The sequence below is a fragment of the Hymenobacter sp. DG25A genome (assembly GCF_001280305.1).
Classification (GTDB): domain Bacteria; phylum Bacteroidota; class Bacteroidia; order Cytophagales; family Hymenobacteraceae; genus Hymenobacter.
The window spans coordinates 3,020,354-3,043,493 of the sequence record NZ_CP012623.1 but is presented as its reverse complement, the minus strand read 5'-3'; the positions used below and the strand labels follow the sequence as shown (position 1 = coordinate 3,043,493).

At 57.7% G+C, this 23,140-nt stretch carries 18 protein-coding genes; 12 read left to right on the top strand and 6 right to left on the bottom strand.

Going from position 1 to position 23,140, the window contains the following annotated elements:
* Nucleotides 1–82: 82 nt before the first annotated feature.
* The 4 genes from AM218_RS13040 to AM218_RS13025 all read left to right on the top strand — a co-directional run bounded on the left by AM218_RS13040 (nt 83) and on the right by AM218_RS13025 (nt 4,369).
* Nucleotides 83–901, top strand: coding sequence for a cyanophycinase (locus tag AM218_RS13040; protein WP_054414292.1), 819 nt, complete (start codon nt 83–85; stop codon nt 899–901).
* 156 nt (nt 902–1,057) lie between these two features.
* Nucleotides 1,058–2,317, top strand: a complete 1,260-nt coding sequence (locus AM218_RS13035; protein WP_071843789.1) for an OmpP1/FadL family transporter — start codon at nt 1,058–1,060, stop codon at nt 2,315–2,317.
* A 21-nt stretch (nt 2,318–2,338) separates the two neighbouring features.
* Nucleotides 2,339–3,706 carry an SGNH/GDSL hydrolase family protein gene (locus tag AM218_RS13030; RefSeq protein WP_054414290.1) on the top strand — a complete coding sequence of 456 codons (1,368 nt, stop codon included), beginning with the start codon at nt 2,339–2,341 and terminating at the stop codon, nt 3,704–3,706.
* A 105-nt stretch (nt 3,707–3,811) separates the two neighbouring features.
* Nucleotides 3,812–4,369, top strand: a complete 558-nt coding sequence (locus AM218_RS13025) for a hypothetical protein (RefSeq protein ID WP_157547657.1) — start codon at nt 3,812–3,814, stop codon at nt 4,367–4,369.
* A gap of 75 nt (nt 4,370–4,444) precedes the next feature.
* On the opposite strand, the gene AM218_RS13020 is transcribed toward AM218_RS13025, so the two are convergent.
* The 3 genes from AM218_RS13020 to polA all read right to left on the bottom strand — a co-directional run bounded on the left by AM218_RS13020 (nt 4,445) and on the right by polA (nt 9,254).
* Complete coding sequence (locus AM218_RS13020) at nt 4,445–5,446, bottom strand: YpdA family putative bacillithiol disulfide reductase (RefSeq protein ID WP_054414288.1); 1,002 nt, start codon at nt 5,444–5,446, stop codon at nt 4,445–4,447.
* Between the two features lie 451 nt (nt 5,447–5,897).
* A complete protein-coding gene (locus AM218_RS13015) occupies nt 5,898–6,314 on the bottom strand; it encodes a DoxX family protein (RefSeq protein WP_054414287.1) in 417 nt (138 codons plus the stop codon).
* 66 nt (nt 6,315–6,380) lie between these two features.
* On the bottom strand, nt 6,381–9,254 hold the full coding sequence (gene polA, locus AM218_RS13010) for a DNA polymerase I (RefSeq protein ID WP_054414286.1): 2,874 nt from the start codon (nt 9,252–9,254) through the stop codon (nt 6,381–6,383).
* Nucleotides 9,255–9,694: 440 nt separating this feature from the next.
* Between polA and AM218_RS13000 the strand changes: the two genes are divergently transcribed.
* Nucleotides 9,695–10,333 carry a DUF1684 domain-containing protein gene (locus tag AM218_RS13000; protein WP_054414284.1) on the top strand — a complete coding sequence of 213 codons (639 nt, stop codon included), beginning with the start codon at nt 9,695–9,697 and terminating at the stop codon, nt 10,331–10,333.
* Between the two features lie 83 nt (nt 10,334–10,416).
* Here AM218_RS13000 and AM218_RS17140 read toward each other — a convergent pair whose 3' ends face one another.
* The 3 genes from AM218_RS17140 to AM218_RS12985 all read right to left on the bottom strand — a co-directional run bounded on the left by AM218_RS17140 (nt 10,417) and on the right by AM218_RS12985 (nt 12,359).
* Nucleotides 10,417–11,238 (bottom strand): TPM domain-containing protein, encoded by an 822-nt coding sequence (locus AM218_RS17140; RefSeq protein WP_054414283.1) that lies wholly within the window; start codon nt 11,236–11,238, stop codon nt 10,417–10,419.
* On the bottom strand, nt 11,235–11,690 hold the full coding sequence (locus AM218_RS12990; RefSeq protein ID WP_054414282.1) for a TPM domain-containing protein: 456 nt from the start codon (nt 11,688–11,690) through the stop codon (nt 11,235–11,237). Before AM218_RS12990 ends, AM218_RS17140 begins: the two co-directional genes overlap by 4 nt.
* A gap of 90 nt (nt 11,691–11,780) precedes the next feature.
* The gene (locus tag AM218_RS12985; protein ID WP_054414281.1) at nt 11,781–12,359 is read right to left on the bottom strand and encodes a LemA family protein; all 579 of its coding nucleotides are present in this window, start codon (nt 12,357–12,359) and stop codon (nt 11,781–11,783) included.
* Between the two features lie 225 nt (nt 12,360–12,584).
* Between AM218_RS12985 and AM218_RS12980 the strand changes: the two genes are divergently transcribed.
* From AM218_RS12980 to AM218_RS12950, 7 genes are all read left to right on the top strand, one after another.
* Nucleotides 12,585–13,583, top strand: coding sequence for a sugar phosphate nucleotidyltransferase (locus tag AM218_RS12980; protein WP_054414279.1), 999 nt, complete (start codon nt 12,585–12,587; stop codon nt 13,581–13,583).
* A gap of 339 nt (nt 13,584–13,922) precedes the next feature.
* The gene (locus AM218_RS12975; RefSeq protein ID WP_054414277.1) at nt 13,923–15,266 is read left to right on the top strand and encodes a hypothetical protein; all 1,344 of its coding nucleotides are present in this window, start codon (nt 13,923–13,925) and stop codon (nt 15,264–15,266) included.
* 91 nt (nt 15,267–15,357) lie between these two features.
* On the top strand, nt 15,358–15,750 hold the full coding sequence (locus AM218_RS12970; protein ID WP_054414275.1) for a hypothetical protein: 393 nt from the start codon (nt 15,358–15,360) through the stop codon (nt 15,748–15,750).
* A gap of 149 nt (nt 15,751–15,899) precedes the next feature.
* On the top strand, nt 15,900–17,348 hold the full coding sequence (locus tag AM218_RS12965) for a hypothetical protein (protein ID WP_054414274.1): 1,449 nt from the start codon (nt 15,900–15,902) through the stop codon (nt 17,346–17,348).
* A 302-nt stretch (nt 17,349–17,650) separates the two neighbouring features.
* Nucleotides 17,651–21,121 carry a hypothetical protein gene (locus tag AM218_RS12960; RefSeq protein ID WP_054414272.1) on the top strand — a complete coding sequence of 1,157 codons (3,471 nt, stop codon included), beginning with the start codon at nt 17,651–17,653 and terminating at the stop codon, nt 21,119–21,121.
* Nucleotides 21,122–21,125: 4 nt separating this feature from the next.
* A complete protein-coding gene (locus AM218_RS12955; protein WP_054414270.1) occupies nt 21,126–21,512 on the top strand; it encodes a hypothetical protein in 387 nt (128 codons plus the stop codon).
* A 54-nt stretch (nt 21,513–21,566) separates the two neighbouring features.
* Nucleotides 21,567–23,060 (top strand): hypothetical protein, encoded by a 1,494-nt coding sequence (locus AM218_RS12950; protein WP_157547656.1) that lies wholly within the window; start codon nt 21,567–21,569, stop codon nt 23,058–23,060.
* Nucleotides 23,061–23,140 lie beyond the last annotated feature (80 nt).

Genomic DNA, 23,140 nt, shown 5'->3' with positions numbered 1-23,140 from the left:
GTGGTTTTGCGTACAGGCCTACTACTTTCGGGGTAGCAGCCGGGCAACGGAGACCCGTTGTTGCTGTTGCGCTCTACGTTCTATGACCCAGTTATCCGGTTCTGCACTTGGTACGCTCATCGCCCTTGGCGGCGGCGACGATGACGTGCTGCTGTCCCTGCTCTGCGACCTGCTGCCCCATCGAGAGGCTCCTATTGAGATAATTACCACGGCTTCCAGTGAGCCCCTGGATTCGGCCAGGGCCTATGAGCAGGCCCTGCGCGACCTGGGCTGCGTGACCTCCCACCACCTGCACATTGACGAGCACCACCCGGCCGATGCCCCGGCCACGCTCCGGCGGCTGGCGCGTACCAAAGTGGTGTTTTTCACCGGCGGCGACCAGGAGCGCATTGTGCAGTTTTTGCACGGCACCGAGTTTTTGCGCCAGCTGCAGGAGCGCTTCCGCACGGAGGCCGACTTTATTGTTGCCGGTACCAGTGCCGGCGCCGCCGTGCTCTCCGATTTTATGCTGGTAGATGGCTATGGCTGGCGGGCCCTGCGCAAAGGCGGCATTAAAACCGTGCCCGGGCTGGAGCTGCTGCCTAAGCTGCTCATTGATCAGCATTTTGTGGAACGGGGCCGCTTTGGGCGGCTGGCGCATGCCGTGCTGGCCCACCCCATGTGCCTGGGGCTGGGCCTTTCTGAGGAAACCGGCCTCATTATCCGGGGAGGCATTGAGGCCGAAGTGTTCGGCGACGGGGTGGTGATGGTGGTAGATGGCTCCCGGCAGCGCGGCAACAACTTGGGCCGCATTGGGCGCGGCGAGCCGGTTAGCGGGCTGGACCTGCGCGTGCACCTGCTGGTGGCGGGCCAGCGCCTGCACCTGCCCAGCCGCCAGGTGAAAGAGCACCAGCCGGAATAATCCCTTCTTAGGGCCAAAGCCCAATTTTTTGCATACTAGCAGCCAAATTGGTGGCCCGCGTTGCTGTGCGCCGGTAAAATGGTAGGCACGCCGACTAATCGAACGTTTTTTCTCCCTACATTTAGTCCCAACTATCCCAACCCACATTTTTCTTGTATGAATGTAAAATCTCTACTTCTCGTAGGTAGTGCCATGCTGGCGGCAACCGCTGCCTCCGCTGGCGGATTTCAGGTGTCGCTGGCCGGCATCAAAAACAATGGTATGGGCGGCGTGGGCACGGGCTTAGCGCTTGACCAGGCATCCATGTTCTATAACCCCGGCGCCCTGGCCATGGTGCGGGAGCGGGGCGTACAAATGGGCGCAAACGCCACTTTTGCCCGGCAGGCTTTCCGCGCCGAGTTTGGTGGCGAGGAGCGTACCCTGCGTAACTCTGTGGTAAACCCCTTCAGCCTGTTTGCCGGCTTTGGCCCGGCAGAAGGCAAGTGGAAAGCGGGTATTGCCGTGTACACGCCCTTTGGCAGCAACCTACGCTACGCCGATGGCTGGGAAGGCCGTTTCTCCCTGACCGATATTGATCTGAAGTCCGTTTTCGTGCAGCCTACCGTGAGCTTTGCCTTAACGGATCAGCTGAGTGTTGGTGTAGGCGTGGCCGTTCTGGCCTATGGCTCAGTAAACCTGCAGCGCGATGTTCCCGTGACCAACGCCCAGGGCGAGTATGGCCACGTGGAGCTGGATGGCAAGGCCGAGAATAAAGTGGGCTTTAATGCCGGCGTTTTCTTCAAGCCTTCAGACAAGTTGAGCGTGGGGGTTTCCTACCGCTCCAAGATTGATGCTACCGTGAAAGGCGGCGACGTAACTTTAACTAACCTGCCGGCATCGGCCAAGGCTAGCTTCTCCGGAACGGAGTTCGATGTAACCATTCCGTTGCCCGCTACTACCACTATCGGTATTGGAGTAATGCCCACCGAGAAGCTGACGATAGCCGTGGACGTAAACCACGTGCAGTGGAGCAAATACCGCAGCCTCGATTTCACCTTCAACGGGCCCGTGGGCGGCGCTACCAGCAGCACATCCAAGCGCTTCTACCAGGATGCGCTTACCCTGCGCTTGGGTGGCCAGTACAAGCTGACCGACGTTCTCACGGTGCGGGCCGGTGGTTCGTATGATATGTCGCCGGTGAAAGATGGCTACGTGTCGCCGGAAACGCCGGACGCTGACCGTATTGGGGCTACCGCGGGTGTTTCCTACAAAGCAGGCGAGCATTTCTCAGTAGACGTCTCTACTCAGTTCATCAGCCTGATGAAGCGCACGCAGACCCAGCAGGATCTGCTGAACAATAAGACGACTGACCGGGTAGCAGGCACTTACAAAACGCAGATTGTAATTCCCGGTATTGGCCTCAACTACACTTTCTAAGCGTCTACTTCTCTGACTCCGATGATTACTCTGTTTAAAAAATCACTGCCGGGCCTGGCATTGCTGGGTCTGGTGCTGGGCGGTTGCCAGCCTGAGCTGGAAGCTCCCAAATCAGATAAAGGCTCCGCCGACTTCTCGAAATATGTAGCCGTAGGTAACTCCCTCACGGCCGGTTACTCCAATGGTGGTTTGTCCAACGCCTCGCAGGCGCTGTCTTACCCCGCTATTCTGGCCCAGCAGTTTGCCAAAGTAGGTGGTGGCAGCTTTGTGCAGCCTGCTTTCGCCGCCGGCCAGGAGAACGGCAGCGGCTTCCTGCGCTTCACCGGCTTCAACGCCAATGGCACGCCTAAGCTGGAAAACGTAACCGATAAGACGGCTTACACCGGTGCTACGCTCCCCAGCGGCCAGAACCAGCTGGCCGCCTACACCGGTGCCCAGTCTAATAACCTGGCGGTACCCGGTATTTCGGTTCTTTCCAGCGTATCGGCTCTCACGGGTGGTTTGGCTCCTTACGGCGTTATCAACCCCTTCTTCAACCGTTTGCTCCCCGCGGCCGAGGCTCCTTCTACGGATTACCTGACGTACATCGGCCAAGCCAGCCCCACGTTCTTCACCATGTGGCTGGGCAGCAACGATGTACTGACCTATGCCACCGCTGGTGGCGTGGCCAGTGCTACCAACCCGTTCAGCGCCATGACCGATACAACCCGCTTTGGCATTGGTTACCGCGCACTGCTGGCTACCATCTCCAAGAATGGTACGGTAAAAGGTGCCGTGGCCAATATTCCTGCGGTATCGGCCTTGCCTTACTTCACTACGGTACGGGTAGCGGCTATCAACGCCAGCATCAAAGCCAATCCTAATCTGCCCAATGCTTCCACTGCCGGCCTGTTTATTACCACGGGCAAAGGGGAAGTTCGCGCAGCACTGCCCACCGATTTGCTGGTGCTGACCTCCAGCGCTGTTATCGGTACGCCTTCTGCTGATCCGGCTACTAATCCCTTCCCGGTTGGGGTAGGCTACGCGCCCACGATGAGCAACCCGCTGCCCAGCCAGTATGTGCTGGATGCGGACGAGATTAGTGCTATTAACTCCCGCACGGCTCAGCTGAACTCTATCATTGCAAAGTCAGCCCGTCAGTACAAGCAGCCGGTGGTGGATATGAACGCCTTCTTCTCCACTATTGTGAACAATGGCTACGCCGTAAATGCCGTGAACAATACCACGGCTTACATTGCTGGTAACCTGTTCTCGCTGGACGGTGTGCACCCTACGTCCCGCGGTTATGCCGTGGTAGCCAATGAGTTCATCCGGGTAATCAACCAGACTTACAATGCTTCGGTACCTCAGGTAGATCCTAATGCCTACAGTGGCGTAACGTTCCCCTAGGTGTTCCTAAACACCCCAATAAAAAAGGCTCCCTGCCAGCAGGGGGCCTTTTTTATGTATTTTCCAGCCAGAAGTAAGCCGGAAAGACTATACTTGTGCCATACTTTGCGCCGGTTCTATCAGCAGGCATTTACAGACCACTTATTTACTCTTTCATTTATTCGCATAAAACCCATTTTCCGCCTGTTTATTGCCCTGCTATTCGTAGGCTCCTTCACGGCTTGTAAGAAGGATAATGATGACAACAAGCCGAAGACAAAAACGGAATTGCTGACAGCTAAGAACTGGCGTTTGTCAGCTGCCGTTGGGTCGTTGACTTCGGGTTCAAGCACCTATTCTCAGGACATTTTCGCTGATATGGAGCCGTGCCAGAAGGATGATTTCGAGAAGTTCAGCACAGACAAAACCGCTATCCTCGACCAAGGAGCTACTAAGTGTGATGATATGGCAAGCGACCCGCAGACACAGAAAGTAGCATGGAACTTCGAATCTGACGAAACCAAGTTGAAAATTTCTGAGATTGGCGGTGGGGATTCCTACACGGTTGATCTGGTGGAGCTGACGGCGACTACCATGATTCAGAAATACACGGAGAAAGAAGTTGATCCGGATACGGGTCAGGAAACGACTCTGACTTACACGCTTACTTACGCTGCTTTCTAACGGCTGGAATAAGTTATAGTGCTACTGTAAAGCCCGTTTTTCCCTTAGGAAGAACGGGCTTTTGTATTGCCAGTGTTACCCCGCCGTGCAAACCGGAGAAATGTGCGCGGCAATAACGGCCGCATGGTGGCGGCCGTTTTCAATAAACCAGCGGCTGGTGTTCAGGCCGCCGCACACGGTGCCCGCCAGGTATACGCCCGGGCGGTTGGTTTCAAAGGTATCGGAGTTGTGCCAGGGTGTGCACGCGGCATCGTCGCGGGTGGTAATGCCCAGGGCGGCCAGCAGCGCGTAGTTGGGGCGGTAGCCGGTGAGGGCATATACGTGGCTGGTAGGCAGAGTAAGCGGGCCTTCCGGGGTGAGTATCTCCACGGCATCAGGGGTAACGCGCTGCACACTGCTGCTGAAATGGGCCTTAATGCGGCCTTCGGCAATGCGGTTCAGCAAATCAGGCCGGATCCAGTATTTCACTGACTCGCTTACCTCGGCCCCCCGCACTACCATAGTCACCTCGGCTCCGGCGCGCAGCAGCTGAAGGGCGGCTTTGGCCGAGGAGTTTTTGGCCCCGATAACCACCACCGGCTGGCCCACGTGGGCGTAGGGCTCTTTGTAGTAGTGACTCACGTGCGGCAGGTCTTCGCCGGGCACGTTCAGGTAGTTGGGAATATCATAAAAGCCAGTAGCTATTATCACAGCGGCGCAGGCTATGCGGCCTTTCTCCGTGACTACTTCATACCGGCCTGGCTCGCCTTCCAGCCCGGCTACTGCCTCGTAGAGGCGCAGGGGAATTTTTTCAGAACTGGCTACGCGGTGGTAGTAGTCCAGGGCGTCTTCGCGCAGGGGTTTGTAATGCGAGGTGGGAAAGGGGTAGCCGCCAATTTCGAGCAGCTCGGGTGTGGAGAAGAACTCCATGTTGGTGGGGTAGCCCACCAGGGAGTTTACCAGCGCGCCTTTATCTACCACGCACACAGTAAAGCCGCGCCGCTTGGCCTCAATGGCGCAGGCCAGTCCCACCGGCCCGGCCCCAATAATAACCACGTCAAAAGAAGCGGTGGTTTCTGAAAGTTCAATAGCACTCATACAGGGCTTAAACTGCAAGGAGCCGCATAGGTTATAGGCAGATGCTTCCGGGGCATTGTACGCTGGGAAGGAGAATAACATTATTCTTTGCAAACCCCATGCAACCAATATAGGTAGGTGCCGGTCATGCACGTGTAAGACATCCTTCCTCATTTATCCTTCTTTCTATGAAAGCTACTCCTAGGGGATGGGTTTATTGGGCGTTGAGCAGTGTTTACGAAACATCTCAATTAGATGCCTGCCACTTAGTAATGTAGCGTCAATACTTATCATCCCAAAAAGACACTTTATACACTAGAAATTAATGTTTACCAGAGTGGAATAGAGAGTGAGAAGTTAGACACAGGATTATCAGCTACCAGCTTATATTCTTATTTAAACGAGAACTGCCGCCGCTATCGATAGCGGCGGCAGTTCTCGTTTAATGGCTATTGGCTTAATAGGCCAGAACTTACTTACGCTTTAGCGCACGAAGAGCACCCGTCGACCACAGGGCCCAACCCATCAGCACGGGCTGGAAGAATAGCCGCCCAAGCCGTTTAGCATCCGTATCGAGGCCGAAGGCAGAAATATGGTGCGTGTACTGATGCACATTACCTGGAAGCACCAGTGCGTAAAATACGGCTAAGCCCAACCCCAGATCGGCACGGCGCGACTTCCAGACGAGCAGCGCCAGGCCCAGCCCAATTTCTACCACTCCCGATTGTAGCACCACCGTATCCTTATCCAGCGGAATAAAATCGGGTACCTGGGCCTGAAAATCCTGCCGGGCAAAGGTGAGGTGCCCTATGCCTGCCGTTATCATAAAGGTGGCCAGCAAGCCACGGGCAACATTTTGCAGGGTAGTAGTGGGTGGGTTTTCTAGCATACAGAGAGCACCAGGAGTAGCCCGGCCGTGGGGTATACGGCCAATGGGCTGCGCCGGATACCGGGGCTAGTGCGCTTCCAGCCAGTTGCGGCCGGTGCCTACTTCCACTTCCATGGGCACGCCGTGGGGCAGGGGCAGGGCATTAACCATCAGCTCCCTGATTTTGGGCGTGATGTACGCAATTTCCTCTTTCACAGCATCGAACACCAATTCATCGTGCACCTGCAGAATCATTTTGGTGCCCAGCTTTTCTTCCAGGAGCCAGTGATGAATGTTGATCATGGCCTTCTTGATGATGTCGGCCGCGGTGCCCTGGATGGGGGCGTTAATGGCGTTGCGTTCCGTGTAGCCGCGGAGCGTGGCGTTGCGGGAGTTGATGTCGCGCAGGTAGCGGCGGCGGCCCAGCAGGGTTTCGGCATATTCCAGCTCCCGGGCGCGGTTGATGCTGTCGTCCATGAACTGCTTCACCGAGGAAAACTCCGTGAAATAGGCTTCAATAATTTCGGTAGCCTCCTTGCGCGAAACGCCCAGGCGCTGGGCCAGCCCGAAGGCCGAAATGCCGTATATGATGCCAAAATTGACCATTTTGGCCCGGCGGCGCATCTCGCCATCTACCTGGTCCAAGGGCACTTTAAACACCTTGCTGGCAGTGCTGGCGTGAATATCAAGCCCTTGGCGGAACGACTCAATCATGGTTTTGTCGCCCGAAAAATCGGCCATGATGCGCAGCTCAATCTGCGAGTAGTCGGCGGCCAGCAGCAGGTGGTTTTCGTCGCGCGGTACAAAGGCTTTGCGAATTTCGCGGCCCTTTTCCGTGCGAATGGGAATGTTCTGCAGGTTGGGGTTGGTGCTGCTCAGGCGGCCCGTGGCCGTTACGGCCTGGTTGAAGGAGGTATGCACGCGGCCATCCAGCTCGCACACCAGCTGGGGCAGGGCCTCTACGTAGGTGCTGCGCAGCTTAGTAAGCTGGCGGTGTTCCAGAATGAGGCTGGCAATGGGCGCATCGGCGGCCAGCACGCTCAGGATTTCCTCGCCAGTGGCGTACTGCCCGGTTTTGGTTTTCTTGATCTTACCGCCACCCAGGCCCATTTTATCAAACAGCACCTCTCCCAATTGCTTGGGCGAGCCAATGTTGAACTGCTGGCCGGCTTCGGCAAAAATCTTCCCTTCCAGCTCGGTAATGTAGCCCTGCAGCAGCGCCGAGTACTCGCCCATAGCGGCGCTGTCAATCTTCACGCCTTCGTACTCAATGGCGGCCAGCACCGGCACCAGCGGGTTTTCTACCTCATTCAGCAGCTTCAGCAGCCCTACCTCCTGCAGCTTGGGTTCGAAATAATGCTTCAGCTGCAGGGTAACGTCGGCATCTTCGCAGGCGTAGTCCTTCACCTCAGCCGGCGGAATATCGGCCATGGTTTTCTGGTTTTTGCCTTTGGGGCCGATAAGAGCCGTGATGGGGACGGGCGTGTAGTGCAGATAGGTTTCAGCCAGCACGTCCATATTGTGGCGCATGTCGGGCTCCAGCAGGTAGTGGGCCAGCATGGTATCAAACACCTGGCCTTTCATTTCCACCCCGTAGTGCTTCAGAATGGTGAGGTCGTACTTGATATTCTGGCCGATTTTTACAATCTGCTCGGCATCGAAGAAGGGGCGAAACTCATCCACCAGCTTTTGGGCCGCGGTGTGGTCGTCAGACGGCACAGGCACGTAATACGCCTCGCCGGGCAACCAACAGAAGGAAAACCCCACCAAGCGCGAGGTCATGGTATCCAGGCCGGTGGTTTCGGTATCAAAGCTGACTTCCTTTTGCAGCAGCAGGAACCTGAGCAGCTCGCGGCGTAACTCGGGGGTATCAATGAGGTGATACTGGTGCGGGACATCGGCCAGCTGGTGGCGCGGCCCGCTGGGCGCACCCAGGCTGTCGGTTTCGCCTTCTTCCGCGGCAACGGCCACCGCCGCGTCAAACAAAGAACCCTGACCGGCCGCTACACTTGGCCGGCGGGCGCCGCGGGCCGGCGGGGGCGTGCTGGTGGCCGGGCCATTGCCGCCGCCCAGCACGCGGGCCGCCAGCTGCCGGAATTCCAGCTCATCAAACAGCTGGCGCAGTTCCTCGGCGTTGGGCTGCTCCAGGCGTAGGTTTTCCTCATGAAACTCAATGGGGACATCCAGGTGAATGGTGGCCAGCTCCTTGCTCATCAGGCCCTGCTCGGCGAAGTTGCGCACGTTTTCCTGCAGCTTGCCCTTCAGCTTGTCGGCGTTGGCAATCAGGTTTTCCACGGAGCCAAACTCATGGATGAGCTTTTTGGCAGTTTTTTCGCCAATGCCAGGAATGCCGGGAATGTTGTCGGAGGCGTCGCCCTGCAAGCCCAGAATGTCAATCACCTGCTCTACCCGCTCAATCTCGAAGCGCTGCAGCACATGCTGCACGTCCAGCACCTCGGCGGAGTTGCCCATGAAGGCGGGGCGGTAAATCTTCACGCAGTCGGTTACCAGCTGACAGTAATCCTTGTCGGGCGTCATCATGAACACCTCGCCAAAGCCCTGCTGCTCGGCACGCAGCGCCAGAGTGCCAATCACGTCATCGGCCTCAAAGCCATCCACCATCAGAATGGGAATGTTGAAGGCTTTGATGATTTTCTTGATGTAAGGGATGGCCAGCCCAATGTCCTCCGGCATGGCCTGGCGCTGGGCTTTATACTCCGCATACTGCTCGTGGCGGAAGGTTTTTTTCTGCGCATCGAAGGCTACCCCAATGTGTGTGGGCTTCTCCTTTTGCAGTACCTCTACCAGGGTGTTGGTAAAGCCCAGGATGGCCCCGGTATTCAGGCCCTTGGAGTTCACGCGCGGGTTTTTGCTGAAGGCAAAGTGGGCGCGGTAAATCAGGGCAAAAGCGTCGAGCAGGAAGAGTTTATGGTGCTGGGGAGCGGCGGAGGCGTCGGTCATAGGACAGCGAAGGTACGGAAGTGAGCGGGGCAGGGAAACGGAAATTCCCCGGCCCAGCCAGATAAACGAAGATAGAATGGTCCGCGCAATTCTGGTCTTGCGAAACAGGCGGCTTTCAGAATTGCAAAACGGGCTTAACAGAGAACCTCCTATACGCTCAGACTGCCCGCTTGGCTAGTCCAATGCCTATCAAAGCTTTCATTGCCAGCATAACCGTTTCCTGGATGCGCAGTTGGCCGAAACGGCAGGCCTCGGAATCAGGCATTGATTGGCTCTGGACCGGCGCTAACCGAGCCAACCACAGCGCGGAGCAGGCAATAAACAGGTGGTGGATAAAAGCTTGAAAAAGCAAATAGCCACGATGAAAAAACAACCCTGAACGCTGGTTAGAGCCAGAAGGAGGGTAAGGATGTTGCCTCCCCGCAGCCTATCTTGCGGCTATGAAAATCTGGTTTCTTTTCCTGTTCCTGCTACTTGGCCTCACTACCCGGGCGCAGACTCCATCCCCGTCCCGTAGCCACCGCCCCACAGTGGCGGATCATACCCGGGCCGTAGCGGCTTTCCAACAGGAGCTGAACGCGGAATACCGTAACCCCGAAGCGTCACCGCTGACGCCGGAGGACCGCGCGACCTTCACGGGCCTGCCCTTTTTCCCGGTTAACTACGCGGCCTGCGTAGAGGCCCGGTTTGTGCCTGATTCCCTGTCGGTGCCCTTCGCCATGCAAACCAGCACCAGCCGCCGCCCCATGTACCGTAAGTACGGCGAGGTGTATTTCACGCTCAGTGGTCAGCCGCTTAAGCTCACCGTGTATCAAAATCAGGAGCTGATGAAAAAGCCGGGGTTTGAAGACTACCTGTTTGTGCCCTTCACCGACCTGACGAACGGCCACGCCAGCTATGGGGGTGGCCGCTACCTGGATGTGCGCATCGGCCAGATACAGGGCGGCACCCTAGTGCTGGATTTCAACCGCGCCTATAATCCCTTCTGCGCCTACAGCGGCCGCTACTCCTGCCCCGTGCCGCCAGTAGAAAACCGCCTGCCCGTGGCCATACAAGCCGGCGTAAAGAGCCCGCATTAAGGCCAAGCCCTCGTATACCTACAAAAACAAAGCGCCCGAAGCATGCTTCGGGCGCTTTGTTTTTGTAGGTATACGAGGTGGGTTTACCAGCTGCCGCTGGCGCCCCCGCCCCCGGAGCTGCCGCCGCCAAAGCCGCCGAAGCCGCCTCCGCCGCCGCCAAAACCACCACCGCCTCCACCGAAGCCTCCGCCGCCGAAACCACCACTCCCAAAGATGAGGGGCGGAATCATGCCGCCGCCAAAGCCGCGGTTGCGTCGGCCCCCGCCGCCTTTGCCACCACCCATGCGGGAGATGAACAGGAAGATAAGCAGGGCCAGCACTACCCAGAACAGCCAGCCGGAGCCGCCGCCATCATTATAGTCGCCGGTGGGGCGGGGCTCGGCCTGGTACTCGCCGGCCGCCAGGGCAAACAGGCGGTCGGTGGCGGCATCCAGGCCTTTGTAGTACTGGTCGGCGCGGAAGTTGGGCACCAGCACGTTGGTGATGATGCGCTTGGCCAGGGCATCGGGAATGGCGCCTTCTAGGCCGTAGCCGGTGTGGATGTTGATTTTATGCTCTTCCTTGGAAACCAGAATCAGCAGGCCATTATTCTTGCCCTTACGGCCAATGCCCCACTTTTCAAACAGCTGTTGCGCGTAGTCGGCCACCTCGGCACCCTCCAGGTTAGGCACCGTAACAATGGCCATCTGCGTGGAGGTGGAGTCGTCATACGCTACCAGCTTGCGTTCCAGCGCCTCCACTTCCTCGGGGCGCATTAGCCCGGCCAGGTCATTTACCAGGCGGGGAGGGGTGGGGCGTTCCGGTAGGGTTTGGGCTGATAGCTGCGGGACCATCAGCAGGAGCAGCAGCCACAGAAGATAGATGGAGCGCCGGGCGGCACCGGGCCGGAAGAGAGGTAGAATCATATACGCGGCGGCGTAGCGTCGCCAAACGAAATGGAGTCGTCGAGTTCGTTCTGGTCGGTGTGCACGTTGTAGGGGAAATACCGTTGCAGCTGCTCGCCTACCATCTGAATACCGCGCTCCAGGCCCAGCACAAACTTGTGGGTCCTGAAATTATCAAGCACAATTTCCTTCGTGGTTTCCCAGAAGTCATCGGGCACGGCGGAGTTAATGCCCGCATCCCCAATAATGGCAAACTGACGGGTTTCCCAGGCTACGTAAAATAAGACACCGTTGCGCTCCGCCGTTTCCTGCATTTTAAGCTGCGCGAAAATCTGCGCGGCCCGGTCCAGGGGCTCCGGGGTGGGGCAGGTGTCTTCAAAGTGCACCCGAATTTCGCCGGAAGTAGTGACTTCCGCCTGCCGGATGGCGGCTACCAGGGCCGCCTCCTGCTGGGGCGTGAGAGGGTTAACCATAGTTCAGTTGTCAGTTGATCGTTATCAGTGGCCAGCTACTGCAAAGTAAAATGCTACAGGCAGCTGTCCACTGACAACAGGCAACTCCGATTAAAATTGTACGGTAGGCGCTTTCTGCGCACCGGCTTCCGCCTCAAAGTAGGGCTTTTCGGCGAAGCCAAACATACCCGCAAAGATGTTATTGGGGAAAGATTTAATGTAGCCGTTATAGTCGTTGGTCACGGTGTTAAACTTCTGCCGCTCCACGTTAATGCGGTTTTCGGTGCCTTCAATCTGCGCCTGCAGCTCCTGGAAGTTGGCGTTGGCTTTCAGATCCGGATAGTTTTCCGATACGGCCAGCAAGCGGCCTAGACCGGCTGATACCTGGCTTTGGGCTTCCTGGAATTTCTTCAGGTTTTCGGGCGTGAGTTGGTCGGCGGAAAGCTGCACGCTGGTAGCCTTGGCGCGGGCATTAATCACGTCGGTCAGAGTTGACTTCTCGAAGTTGGCGGCGCCTTTCACGGTGTTTACCAAGTTGGGAATCAGGTCGGAGCGGCGCTGGTAGCTGTTCTGCACGTTGGCCCACTGGGCTTTCACGGCCTGGTCTTTCTGTACCATGGAGTTGTACCCGCAGGAAGACTGGCTCAGCATAATGACCAGACCGGCCAGATAAAGGAGGAAACGTTTCATGAGAAAGGATTGGGAAAGAAAGTGAGGGAGAGAAAATCAGAAAAAAGCGTGCTGCCGCTCCGGAAAAGCCGTTGCTGCTGAGCTTACCGGCCCGGCAATACTATGCACGAAATACTATATACACGTGCTGCCAGTACGAAATCAGGACGCAGCGGTTGTATTTGCTGCCGCTTACCGCGCCGAATCCTTATTTTGCGAGTCTATCTGACCACCATTGCACCGCACATGAAAGCAGTCATTCCCGTTGCCGGCATTGGGTCGCGCCTGCGGCCCCATACGCACACCCAGCCCAAGTCGCTGGTACCCGTGGCCGGCAACACCATCCTGGGCCACATCATAGACCGTTTGCGCGATGCCGGCTTCGAGGAGTTTGTGTTTATCATTGGCTACCTGGGCGAGAAAATTGAGCGCTACGTGCGCCGCGAATACCCCGATCTGAAGTCCACCTTTGTGGTGCAGGAACCGCGCGAAGGCATTGGGCATGCCCTGTGGCTGGCCCGCGACACCTTCCGCCACGACCCCGACGGTGTGCTGATTCTGCTGGGCGACACCATTGTGGACATTGATCTGCCCAAACTGCTGGCCATGCCCGGTACCGTGCTGGCCGTGAAAGAGGTGAAAACCCCCGGCATGTTTGGCCTGGTAGAAACCAGCAGCGGCGGCCGCGTAACCAAAGTGGTGGAAAAGCCCAAAATCCCCAAGTCCAACTACGCCATGGTGGGCCTGTACAAAATAGCCCACCCCGAGCGCCTGGCCGAAGCCCTGGAGTACATCATAAATGAGGACCTGCGCACCCACGGCGAGTTTCAGCTGACCGACGCGCTGATGCGCCTCATTCAGCAGGGCGAGGAAATTACCACCACGCCGGTAGACAACTGGTTTGACTGCGGCCGCAAGGAAACCCTGCTGGAAGCCAACGCCCGTCTGCTTAACCGCCCCGAGTTCCTGGCCCGCCTCTACCCCGAGTTTCCCGATACCATTATTATTCCGCCGGTCAGCATTGGCAAGGACTGCCAGATTTCGCACTCCATCATTGGCCCCAACGTGGCAATCGGCGACCGGACCATCGTCAAAAACACCATCCTGAGCGACTCCATCATCGGCTCCTACTCCGAGCTGCGCTCCGCCGTGATGCACGACTGCATTGTGGGCTCTGATGCCTCCTTCCGGGGCCTGAACCACAGCATTAATATTGGTGACAATACGGAAATAGATTATAGCTAAGGAAGGAACTGTGCGGTCCGTGTCATTGCGAGCGAAGCGAAGCAATCCGTCCTTTCCAAAGCCAGATACTCCCTTTTACCAGAAAGCCCTTGACGCGTGGTGCATGCGTCAAGGGCTTTCTGGTTTTATTGGGGCTTTGCATGTTTTAAGGGACGGATTGCTTCGGCTTCTGCCTCGCAATGACACGTAGGAATATCTTCAAACTAAAATTTTCTGCTCAACTGCGCGTTTCGGCACAACCCGCGGGGCGGCTTGGCAGTACGCGGGGTTGCGGCTTCGGCCGTGAAACGTTACTTTGGCTCGATGCGAAACCCTGTTTTTTCTCGCCTGCTGCCGGCTATGGCAGCTGCCCTGTTGCTGGCCGGCTGTTATTCGCGGGAGGATATAAAGTCCGAAGACACCGCTACGGTATCTAAAACCACCCCGTCGGCGGAAGAAAAGCCAGCGGCCCCGGCGCCGGTAGCTGCTGAACCCTCGGTGCCCGAAGGGGAGCAGCCCGAAGCGCCGCTAGCCCGCGTCGCTATTTTCCTGGAAGTATCGGGTTCCATGGAAGGCTTTATGCCAAAACCCGGTGCCAGTGCCGAGAATACCCGCTTTCAACAGCACGTAGCCCAGTTTCTGTCTGACTTAAACCGGAGCACGGCGGTGCAGCAGAAGCAGTTCTTCCGCATCAAGGAAAAGCCCTACCGCGACACATACCAGCAGCTTTCCGGCACCGTACGCGGCGGCATCCGGGAGCCCGCCAAGAGCACCGATATTCCCTCCGTGCTCGATACGCTGGTGAGCCATTATTATGAGCCCAACACCGTCAGTGTGCTGATTTCGGACTTTATTTACTCGCCGAAAAACGCCGGCGCTATTCCCTACATTAAAACCGATATTACCGACGCCCTGAACCGCGCAGGCCGCTCAGATCTGGCCGTTTCTGTGTACGGCTTCACTTCTGACTTTCACGGTATCTACTACCCGGCCCTGAAAACCGGCGGGGCCAAGCGCGCCAACTGCTGCGATACTGACATTCCGTACTATTTCTGGGTAATCGGCCCCGCAGATGCCGTGCGCCGCTTTGATGCGGCCCTGCTCAGCAAGCAGCCCGCCCAGCAGGCCCATTTCGGCGTGAAATACCCCACGCCTTCTTCCTCACTGCTCAGCAAATTCCAGAACCAGGGCGGCTGGTACTATGGTGATGCCGGGGCCAGCAAGCGGGCCGCGGGGGCTTCCTACCACACAGTAGCCGTCAGTGAAGTATCGGCTCAGCAGCCCGTGGAGTTTGTGGTGGGCCTGAACATGGCGCCGTTGCCTGCCCTGTACCGTGACCTGACGTACCTGAAAGCCAACCTGCAGCTGGTAGGCGTGGACACCGATGCCAAAATCACCCAGGTATTTGCCGCCACCGACCAGACCCGCGCCAGCAGCGGCCCCGAGTCCGGCTATACGCACTTTGTAAAAGTGCGCCTTACCCGCATGGCCAAGGCCGAGCGCCCGCTCCAGCTAGTGCTCAATAACAAGCGCCCCACCTGGATAAATGAGTGGACCACCAAAAACGACAGCAATATCAACCAGGCCGGCGCTAAAACATTTGCCTTCAGTTCTTTGCTGGATGGGGTGGAAGCGGTAACCACCAGTGAGCAGGACGTTCGGCCCGTTTTCACGGTGCCCCTGATCCTGCAACCGGCCCGGTAATTGCCCGGCGCAACCTCCCTACGTACTAATACCTGTTCGTTTACCGTTCCTTTACCCACGCACCAGCCAGGCGCGCCTCTCTCCCCGTTCCATGAAAGCATTCTTCCGGTTCCTCTACGAAATCATTGGCTCCCCTCAACCACCTGCGGATACCCCCGTGTACCGCGACGTTATCTTCCCCAACATTGGCCTGCTGAACATCGGTCTTTCCCTGGCGCTGGTGGTAGTGTTCTACTATGTGATTAACCGCGCCATGGGCGTGGCCACCTTCAACAAAGGCCGCCACTGGGGTATTTTCTTCTTCCTGAATGCGGTGCTGGCCTTCATTATTGCCATCTGGCAGGCCAACGCCCAGCAGGCTACCGAGCACAGCTATATCTACTGGCTGGCTACCTGGAATGCCGTTTTGGGGATGCTGTGGTTTTTCGTGTTTTCCCTGTTGCTGCGCCGCGGTTCCACCAACGCCAGCACCACTCCGTTTTAAGTGTAGCGCGAAGCTCCAGCTTCGTGTATCGTTGAACAATGGCCACCGCGCCGTTTTTACGATTCTGATTGTTTTTATCGTTCAGATATTCTGTTGAACGATGCGCGAAGCTGGAGCTTCGCGCTACAGTCATTTAGCACTCGCAACTCATGGCTAAACTGTTTTTATTCGGCATCGGCGGCACAGGCTCGCGCGTCATTCGCTCGCTCACCATGCTGCTGGCCTCGGGCGTAGAGCTTCCCAACTGCGACCGGGTAGTGCCCATCATCATCGACCCCGACGCCCACAACGGCGACATGAACCGCACGGTGGCCTTGCTGCAAAGCTACCAACAGGTGCACCGCCGTCTGGGCCAGCAAGAGGAAGGCTTCTTCAAAACCGACATCAGCACGCTGAGCAATATCTCAGCCGATGCCAATGGCGGCGTGAAGGATACCTTTATCTTCGACTTCGGCGGTATCAACCAGAGTTTCCGCCAGTACCTGCACTACGACCAGCTTTCCGTGGATTCCAAGGCCGTGGTAGAGCTGCTATTCACCCAGGACAACCTGGAAAGCCCGCTTACCATTGGCTTCCGCGGCTCGCCAAACGTGGGCTCCGTGGTGCTGAACAAGGTGGTGGAGAGCCCGGAAATGCGGTTTTTTGCAGATAACTTCCAGGAGGGTGACCGGGTATTCTTTATATCGAGCATTTTTGGGGGTACTGGCGCGGCTGGTTTTCCGCTGCTGCTCAAAAACCTGAAAGACCCCAACACCCGCCTTAGCAACGCCCGTTACCTGCGCGACGCGCTGACTGGTGCGGTAACCGTGATGCCGTATTTTGCGCTGCAAAGCGAGGACAATCAGGTTATCGACTCCAACAACTTCCTGACCAAAACCAAGGCGGCGCTCAGCTACTACGAGCACAATCTGCCGGGCCTGGATGCACTGTACTACCTGGCCGACACGCCCGACACGCCCTACGACAACCAGCCCGGCGGCACCCAGCAGAAAAACAAAGCCCACCTCATTGAGCTGCTGGCCGCCCTCAGCATCGTGGATTTCATGCAGTACTCCGATGCCGAGCTGCGCAGCGGTGCGCCCCACTTCCACGAGTATGGCTTAGGCTCTGATTCGATGGAGGTGCAGTTTGGCCACCTGCCCGATGAAAGCCGCGAGCTGATTGCCAAGCACCTCACGCAGCTGCTGTACTTCTCGCGCTACCACAAGCAGCACCTGCCCGATGACAAGGCACCCTACCACGACAACCTGAAGCTGGACTACGCGCTGCGCAACGAGCCCATCTTTCGGGAGCTGAACAACCTGCTGCACAGCCCTGAGTTTGGGGTAGACCAGTGGCTGCAGGAACTCTCCCAGAACCGCCGTGCCTTCCGCCCCTTCGACCTGACCACCGAGGATTTCAACGCCATGATTGCCGGCAAGCCCGTGGAAAAGAAGTGGAACGACTTCTTCAACAAAGGCCTCAGCCACAACTACATCCTCGACAGCCTCAACAAAGCCGATAAGTCCATCAACGAGCCCGACAACTTCAAGAAGCTGCTGGCCCTGTTCTACGATGTGACCGACAAGGCCTTTGAGGAAAAGGTGAAAGTCGTTTAAACAGAACGTTAATTCCCCTCCTCAGATGAGGAGGGGACGTGGCAGTTTACTGCCGCTGGGGTGGTTGACCTCGTTGCTGATGTTGTTCAGCTGAAAACCACCCGTCATGTCGAGCGTAGTCGAGACATCTCGCTAGTGTGGTAAATAGTGATTAGCACCCCAACATCAGCCCGCGAGATGTCTCGACTACGCTCGACATGACGGAATAAGCAAACAACAAAACAACGCCTGAACCACCCCGCCCTCCGGGCACCCCTCCTTAAAAAAGGAGGGGACTCCGTTCAAATCAAAGCAAACTTAGAATGGCTAAAGTCCTTCGCCTGCATAATAACGGGTCCCAGCAAGTTCAAGGCTGGCAGAAAACCGCCCCCGTCACCAGTACCGAAATCAACACCGTAACGGACCCCACGGGCGGTAAAGCCCGCAATCTGGCCATTAGCATCCCGACGCCGTTTGCGCGGATGCACCTGTTTGAAACGGCGTTTGATTTCCTGGCCCGCGAAGGCCAGCGCAACCCCAACTCCGTGTACCACGAGCTGGTAACGCACTACTGGGATTTGCTGGAGCTGCTTTACAACTTCCACCTCTACTCCCAGGCCGGGCGCAAGCTCACGCTGCGCCGCTGGAACACGGAGGCCGAAATCCGGAAGATGCGCAGCGAGGAAGGCACCCGCCTGCTGGGCGAAACCCTGCAGCTGTTCTTCCAGGACCAGCGCTTCCAGGGCTTCTCCGACATGTACCTCATTTTCTATGAGTCGCCGGAGCTGGCGGGCGGTCCGCGCCTGCTGGGGGGCACCTCGCCGCTCACGCTGCTGTTCACCGGTCCGGCCGTGAAGCCGCTGGATCTGGAGCGTCCGCAGGCCCGGGGTCATTATTTCGATGGCCAGACGGTATTACTGGAGCAGCGTGACCCGCAGTTTCAGGAGTTTGTGTACGAGCTGTTCCTGGCCTATCCGCAGCTGCGCAGCCGCGAGTTTGCCGGTAGTGTGTACGCCGCCCTCGACCGCACCCGCATCAACCAGATGCAGATGCAGGGCGACCGGACAGCCCAGCAGTTCCAGAGCCGCTTCCCGGCCCTGCCCGATGCCCAGGGCAACCTGGTATCAGTAAAAGGGGTGCCGCTGCCCGGCCGCGCCGATCAGTCGGCCGTGACCAGCTCCGATTTGTTCATTCAGCCCACGCGCGAAGCCAGCAACGGCCGCCCGCGCCCGCTGGTACTGCGCCCCAACCTGACCATGGCCGGGGCCAATTACCTCAACGGCCAGCCCTGGGACGACCGCACGCCCGTGCCCTACCACGACGAGCTGGCGCTGGAAAGCCGCGTGCTGCCCGGCAAAGGCTTTAAATACCCATATCTGACGGTAGGCGACTTCCTGGAAGACTCCCTGGTAGAGCTGCCCTACGAGCTGAACACCCAGCGCTACCACACCGGCAAAGTCACGTTCCAGTACGGGGCCGACGGGCAGGGCCGCGCCCGTTTCCCGTACCTGCTGCCGCTGCGCCAGACCTTCTTTGAGTACTTCACGGAGCATGATCTGGCCGAGCTGCTCACCTTCACCATCGACCTGAACCACGTGCGCGTGCAGCTGCGCGTGCCGGTGCAGGGTGGCCGCTTCATCACCTTCGAGCGCAGCTATTACACCAACCCGCAGAACCCGAAAGATGCGCAGGGCCGCGAGATTCTGGAGAAAGGCCGCATTGTGCGGGCCAACGTGGGCGTGGGTATTTTCCCGTTCTATGTGTTCCGGCAGCAGCCCGAGTACAACGATTTGTACAAGGTAATGCTGGTGGATGCCGATAACTCGCCCACCATGCTGCAGCGCCGCTATGAACTGGCCTTCTTTGCCGGTGGTGAGCGGATAACCGACCAGGGAGCCGCTCGTCGGGCCACCAAACAGGAGCGCACTACCAAGAGCGTTGCCAGCGCCGGTAGTACCTACTACGAAATAACCGGCACTCACTTCGATATTGCCGAGCTTACCTGCCCGCCCGCCATGCTGGGCGCGGCGCCGGCCCGAGGGCTGGTAGTGCCCCGCTGGCGTGAGCTGGAGCGCGGAACCCGCCGCTTCACATTTGCAGTAGACTTTGGCACCACCAACACCCACGTAGCCTATGCTGATAGCCCGCGCGCGCATCCCCGGCCTCTTACCATTGGCGAAGCCGATGTGCAGGTGGAATGGCTGCACGCTCCGCTGCCCGATGCCGGGCAGTCGGCAACCCAGCGCTACCGCTCCGGTGCCGGGCAGATGCAGAGTGATATTGCCACGCTGCAAACCCGTGAGTTTGTTCCCAGCTTTATCGGCGAAGGCGGCTCCGCCTATGAGTTTCCGATTCGGACGGCCGTGTGCGAAACCACCAGCTTCGCCAACGAGCCGGCCAAGGTGCTCAGCAACATCAACGTGGGCTTCAGCATCAACACCGAAACCCTCTCGGAGCTGCCCCAGAACCGCTTTGTTACTAACCTGAAGTGGTCGGCCGAGCTGGATCCGCAGGGGGTATCGCGCATTGAGGCGTTCTTCAAGGAAATGCTGCTGCTGATGCGCCATAAGGCGGCTTTGCACGGCGGCATTCTGGAAGATACCCGCGTGGTGTGGTTTGCCCCGCTAAGCTTTGATGGTTTCCTGCGCAATCAGTTCCAGCAGGTCTGGGATGAGAAGTTTCAGGAGGTGTTTAAAGTGCGCCGGTCTACAGTGTGCCTCACCGAATCGGTGGCGCCGTACTACTACCTCACGGCCACCAACCAGGTGGTGCCCAACCGCGACGAAAACGTCATCAACATTGACATTGGCGGGGGTACCACCGACTTGCTGGTGTTTGCCGAGCAGCATCCAGCCTTCAGCACCTCGTTCCGCTTTGCCGGCGACGACCTGTGGGGCGACGGCTACGCCCGTGTGCAGGGTGCGCCCAAGCAAAACGGCCTGCTGCGCCTGGGCGTGGCGCACGCCGAAAGCCTGCCCGACTCGGAGCAAAACCAGGAGTACAAAGGCTACCTCAACGCTGCCCTGCGCAACGCCGACTTCGGCTCCGCTGACGTAACCTCGCTGCTGTTTAAGTACGATGATGCACTGCGTTTCTCGCAGGCGCTGGGCTTGGGCAAAGGCCGCCAGCTGCGGGTGCTGTTCTACCTGCACTACACGGCCATTATCTACCACACCGCCCAGCTGGTGCAGCACCTCGGCCTGAAAACGCCGCGCTACCTGTGCTTCTCCGGCAAAGGCAGTCTGTACCTGCGCCTGCTGGCCGGGGGCAGCAACCTGGCAGCTATTGAGAAGATTACCAAAGCCATTTTCCAGGCCGTAACCGGTACCGAAGCACCGCATAATTTCCGCGTGATTCTGGCCGATAATCCCAAAGAAGCCACCACCAACGGCGGCGTGCTCTTCGAAGACGGTGCTTCCACCGCCGACTACGACCGGATTAAGCCTGTGAAGTTCACCGGCGCCCCGGATTCGGGCGAAATCGGGCAGCGCCGCCTCAAGCTGGCGCAGGTAGATGCCGACCTGAAAGCTCAGGTACTCGAAAACGTACGAAACTTCCTCACCCTGGTATTGGAAGGCGACGAAGTAGCCCCCCTCATGCGCGAAGTAGGCGTAGACGTGGACCGGCAACGGGTGAAGGACATTCTGCTCCGCGAAATCGAGGACAGTCTAAGCCTGGGCCTGCACCAGTTCCAGCGCCTGCTTTCCGCCGACGAAACCCTGCCAGAAACGTTATTCTTCCTCCCACTGAAACAGGCGTTGTATAATCTGAGCCGGGATTTGCAGGCCGGATGAGTTAATGGTAGATAAGAAAGCAAACTTCTTAGTCGAAGTGCTGGAATTGATGCCAGATGATTCGGTATTTGTCTTCGACGGGGTTGACAACGAGTTGACCACTGAACTGGAAATTGCTGGTTATTCCGCAACTGAAACACATGCCTTCGAAATTCGAATAGCTGATAAATCGAAACTATTGGAGTTAATTCAGTTCAAGCATCTATACCGAAGAATTACTCACTTCTTCATTATGAGTGGTCAAGAATACTTGCTTCAAGCATATGACCATATGATGTCTACGTGGCTTTCCAACAAGATTAGTGTCACTCAGTCGTTCATTAATCGATATGCCTTAGAACCAGATGGTGAATTTTGGCTGGTTGGTGAGTTTCCCGAAATGGATGACTGAAAAGCGGCAAAATCTACTTTTAGAATGATTGTCTTTTCCCAATACATCAGATTCATGACTCTTTCCCGCCGCACTGCTTCTTTGCTCTTCGGCCTGTTGCTATTGGCGGCAGGCGCCCACGCCCAAACGCCCCTCGGTCAGCCCACGCTTGATGAGCAAAAGGTGCAGATCTGGTGTGCCACGGTGAAGTTTGTGTATGAAGACACCGGCCGGCCAAATCTTAAGAATAGTCTGCAGTGCGGCAGCTCGCTAAAAGCCTTTGAAAACAGTATAAAAGCCGATAGCCAGCGGGTGTATAGTGCCTTGTACCTGCCGCTGGAAGGGCGCGGAGCAATGTATAAGGGCCTGGGCTCGGATAAGTCGCGCATTCAGAAGCTGGCTACTGAAATCATCAACCGCTTGAAAGCCTCGCCGGCCCGGCGCAAAGACCCAGCCCGTATGCAGGCCCTGGATGCGCTGGCCACTAACCTAAATACCTACGTAGAGAACGGCACCCCGCCCGGTGAGGTAGCCGCTGCTGAAGCCACCGCTGATACTACTTCGCTCACCAATGAAACCAACACGGCTTCGCTGGATGAAGTGGGCGTGAATGAAGGGGAAACGGGTGCTCCGGCGCCACGCGGAGGTAGTGAGAGTTTGATGAGCAAGTTCTTTGCGCCCCTGGCCCTGATTGTGTCGCTGCTCAGCTTGTTCCTGTACGTGCTGATGCGCCGCAGTCTGAATGATTTTCAGAAGGAGCTGAGTGCCCGTATTGATAAGCGCCGCGAGGAAATTATGGCTTTGCAGGGCGCGCCCGCCAGCGGCAGTGCTGCACCGTTAACCCGCTTAACGCCGGAGATGCAGCGCCAGGTAGAGCAGTTGGTGCAGCAATGGGTAGCCCAGGAGCTAGGCAAGCGTCCGGCAGTTGGCGCATCCATTGCTCCCACAGGAAACGATGGTCAGCAGAAACACGGCCAGAATCAAAATCAGAACCGCCCTTCGGTAGAGAAACAGCGGCCTGCACCCGCTCCATCAAATCCAGCCAAAGGGAATCCAGCCCCTGCCGCTACGCCTTTTGCCAACATCAGCCAGGCGCCTTCCGCCTACGAACCGCCTACCGCCATAACCGAAACTCCTGCGCCGCCCGTGGTAACGCCAGCCGGCCCGCCAGCAGCAGCTTCGCGGGATGAGTTTGATAGTCTGGTACCACCTGTAACGTTGCCGGAGCCGCCGCGCCCGGTTGCCCCAGGCCCCGAGCTGCGCTACGTGAAGGTGCCCGTGAATGGCGGTTTCAGTGAGTACGACCTCTCGGATCAGCCCCAGCACGACAGCATCTACCAGATTACGCTCAGCCCCCAAAACCCGGATATGGCCACGTTCCGCGTGAACCCCAACCCGGCCGTGCATGCCTACGCCATTCAAAGCGCCCAGTTCTCCCTGCGCGAGGCATGCCGCTACCAACAGCCCGCCGGCCCGGTGTCGCGCATTATAACGGACGAAGATGGTACGCTACGCCGCGTGGCGGGTGCCTGGCAGATTGAACATAAGGCCGCTATTCGGTTTGAGTAAAAAGCTAGTTCCCCTCCTTTTGTCAAGGAGGGGTTAGGGGTGGTCAACTAGAGCTAAAATTTAGAGCTAGTCATCGTTCA

Excerpts from the sequence above, each read along its gene's own strand:
- AM218_RS12970 (WP_054414275.1), top strand. The coding sequence starts at position 15,358 with ATGAAAGCATTCTTCCGGTTCCTCTACGAAATCATTGGCTCCCCTCAA.
- AM218_RS12980 (WP_054414279.1), top strand. The coding sequence starts at position 12,585 with ATGAAAGCAGTCATTCCCGTTGCCGGCATTGGGTCGCGCCTGCGGCCC.
- AM218_RS12985 (WP_054414281.1), bottom strand. The coding sequence starts at position 12,359 with ATGAAACGTTTCCTCCTTTATCTGGCCGGTCTGGTCATTATGCTGAGC.
- AM218_RS13015 (WP_054414287.1), bottom strand. The coding sequence starts at position 6,314 with ATGCTAGAAAACCCACCCACTACTACCCTGCAAAATGTTGCCCGTGGC.
- AM218_RS13020 (WP_054414288.1), bottom strand. The coding sequence starts at position 5,446 with ATGAGTGCTATTGAACTTTCAGAAACCACCGCTTCTTTTGACGTGGTT.
- AM218_RS13030 (WP_054414290.1), top strand. The coding sequence starts at position 2,339 with ATGATTACTCTGTTTAAAAAATCACTGCCGGGCCTGGCATTGCTGGGT.
- polA (WP_054414286.1), bottom strand. The coding sequence starts at position 9,254 with ATGACCGACGCCTCCGCCGCTCCCCAGCACCATAAACTCTTCCTGCTC.
- AM218_RS12975 (WP_054414277.1), top strand. The coding sequence starts at position 13,923 with ATGGCAGCTGCCCTGTTGCTGGCCGGCTGTTATTCGCGGGAGGATATA.
- AM218_RS12965 (WP_054414274.1), top strand. The coding sequence starts at position 15,900 with ATGGCTAAACTGTTTTTATTCGGCATCGGCGGCACAGGCTCGCGCGTC.
- AM218_RS13035 (WP_071843789.1), top strand. The coding sequence starts at position 1,058 with ATGAATGTAAAATCTCTACTTCTCGTAGGTAGTGCCATGCTGGCGGCA.
- AM218_RS12960 (WP_054414272.1), top strand. The coding sequence starts at position 17,651 with ATGGCTAAAGTCCTTCGCCTGCATAATAACGGGTCCCAGCAAGTTCAA.
- AM218_RS12955 (WP_054414270.1), top strand. The coding sequence starts at position 21,126 with ATGGTAGATAAGAAAGCAAACTTCTTAGTCGAAGTGCTGGAATTGATG.
- AM218_RS12990 (WP_054414282.1), bottom strand. The coding sequence starts at position 11,690 with ATGGTTAACCCTCTCACGCCCCAGCAGGAGGCGGCCCTGGTAGCCGCC.
- AM218_RS13000 (WP_054414284.1), top strand. The coding sequence starts at position 9,695 with ATGAAAATCTGGTTTCTTTTCCTGTTCCTGCTACTTGGCCTCACTACC.
- AM218_RS12950 (WP_157547656.1), top strand. The coding sequence starts at position 21,567 with ATGACTCTTTCCCGCCGCACTGCTTCTTTGCTCTTCGGCCTGTTGCTA.
- AM218_RS13040 (WP_054414292.1), top strand. The coding sequence starts at position 83 with ATGACCCAGTTATCCGGTTCTGCACTTGGTACGCTCATCGCCCTTGGC.
- AM218_RS17140 (WP_054414283.1), bottom strand. The coding sequence starts at position 11,238 with ATGATTCTACCTCTCTTCCGGCCCGGTGCCGCCCGGCGCTCCATCTAT.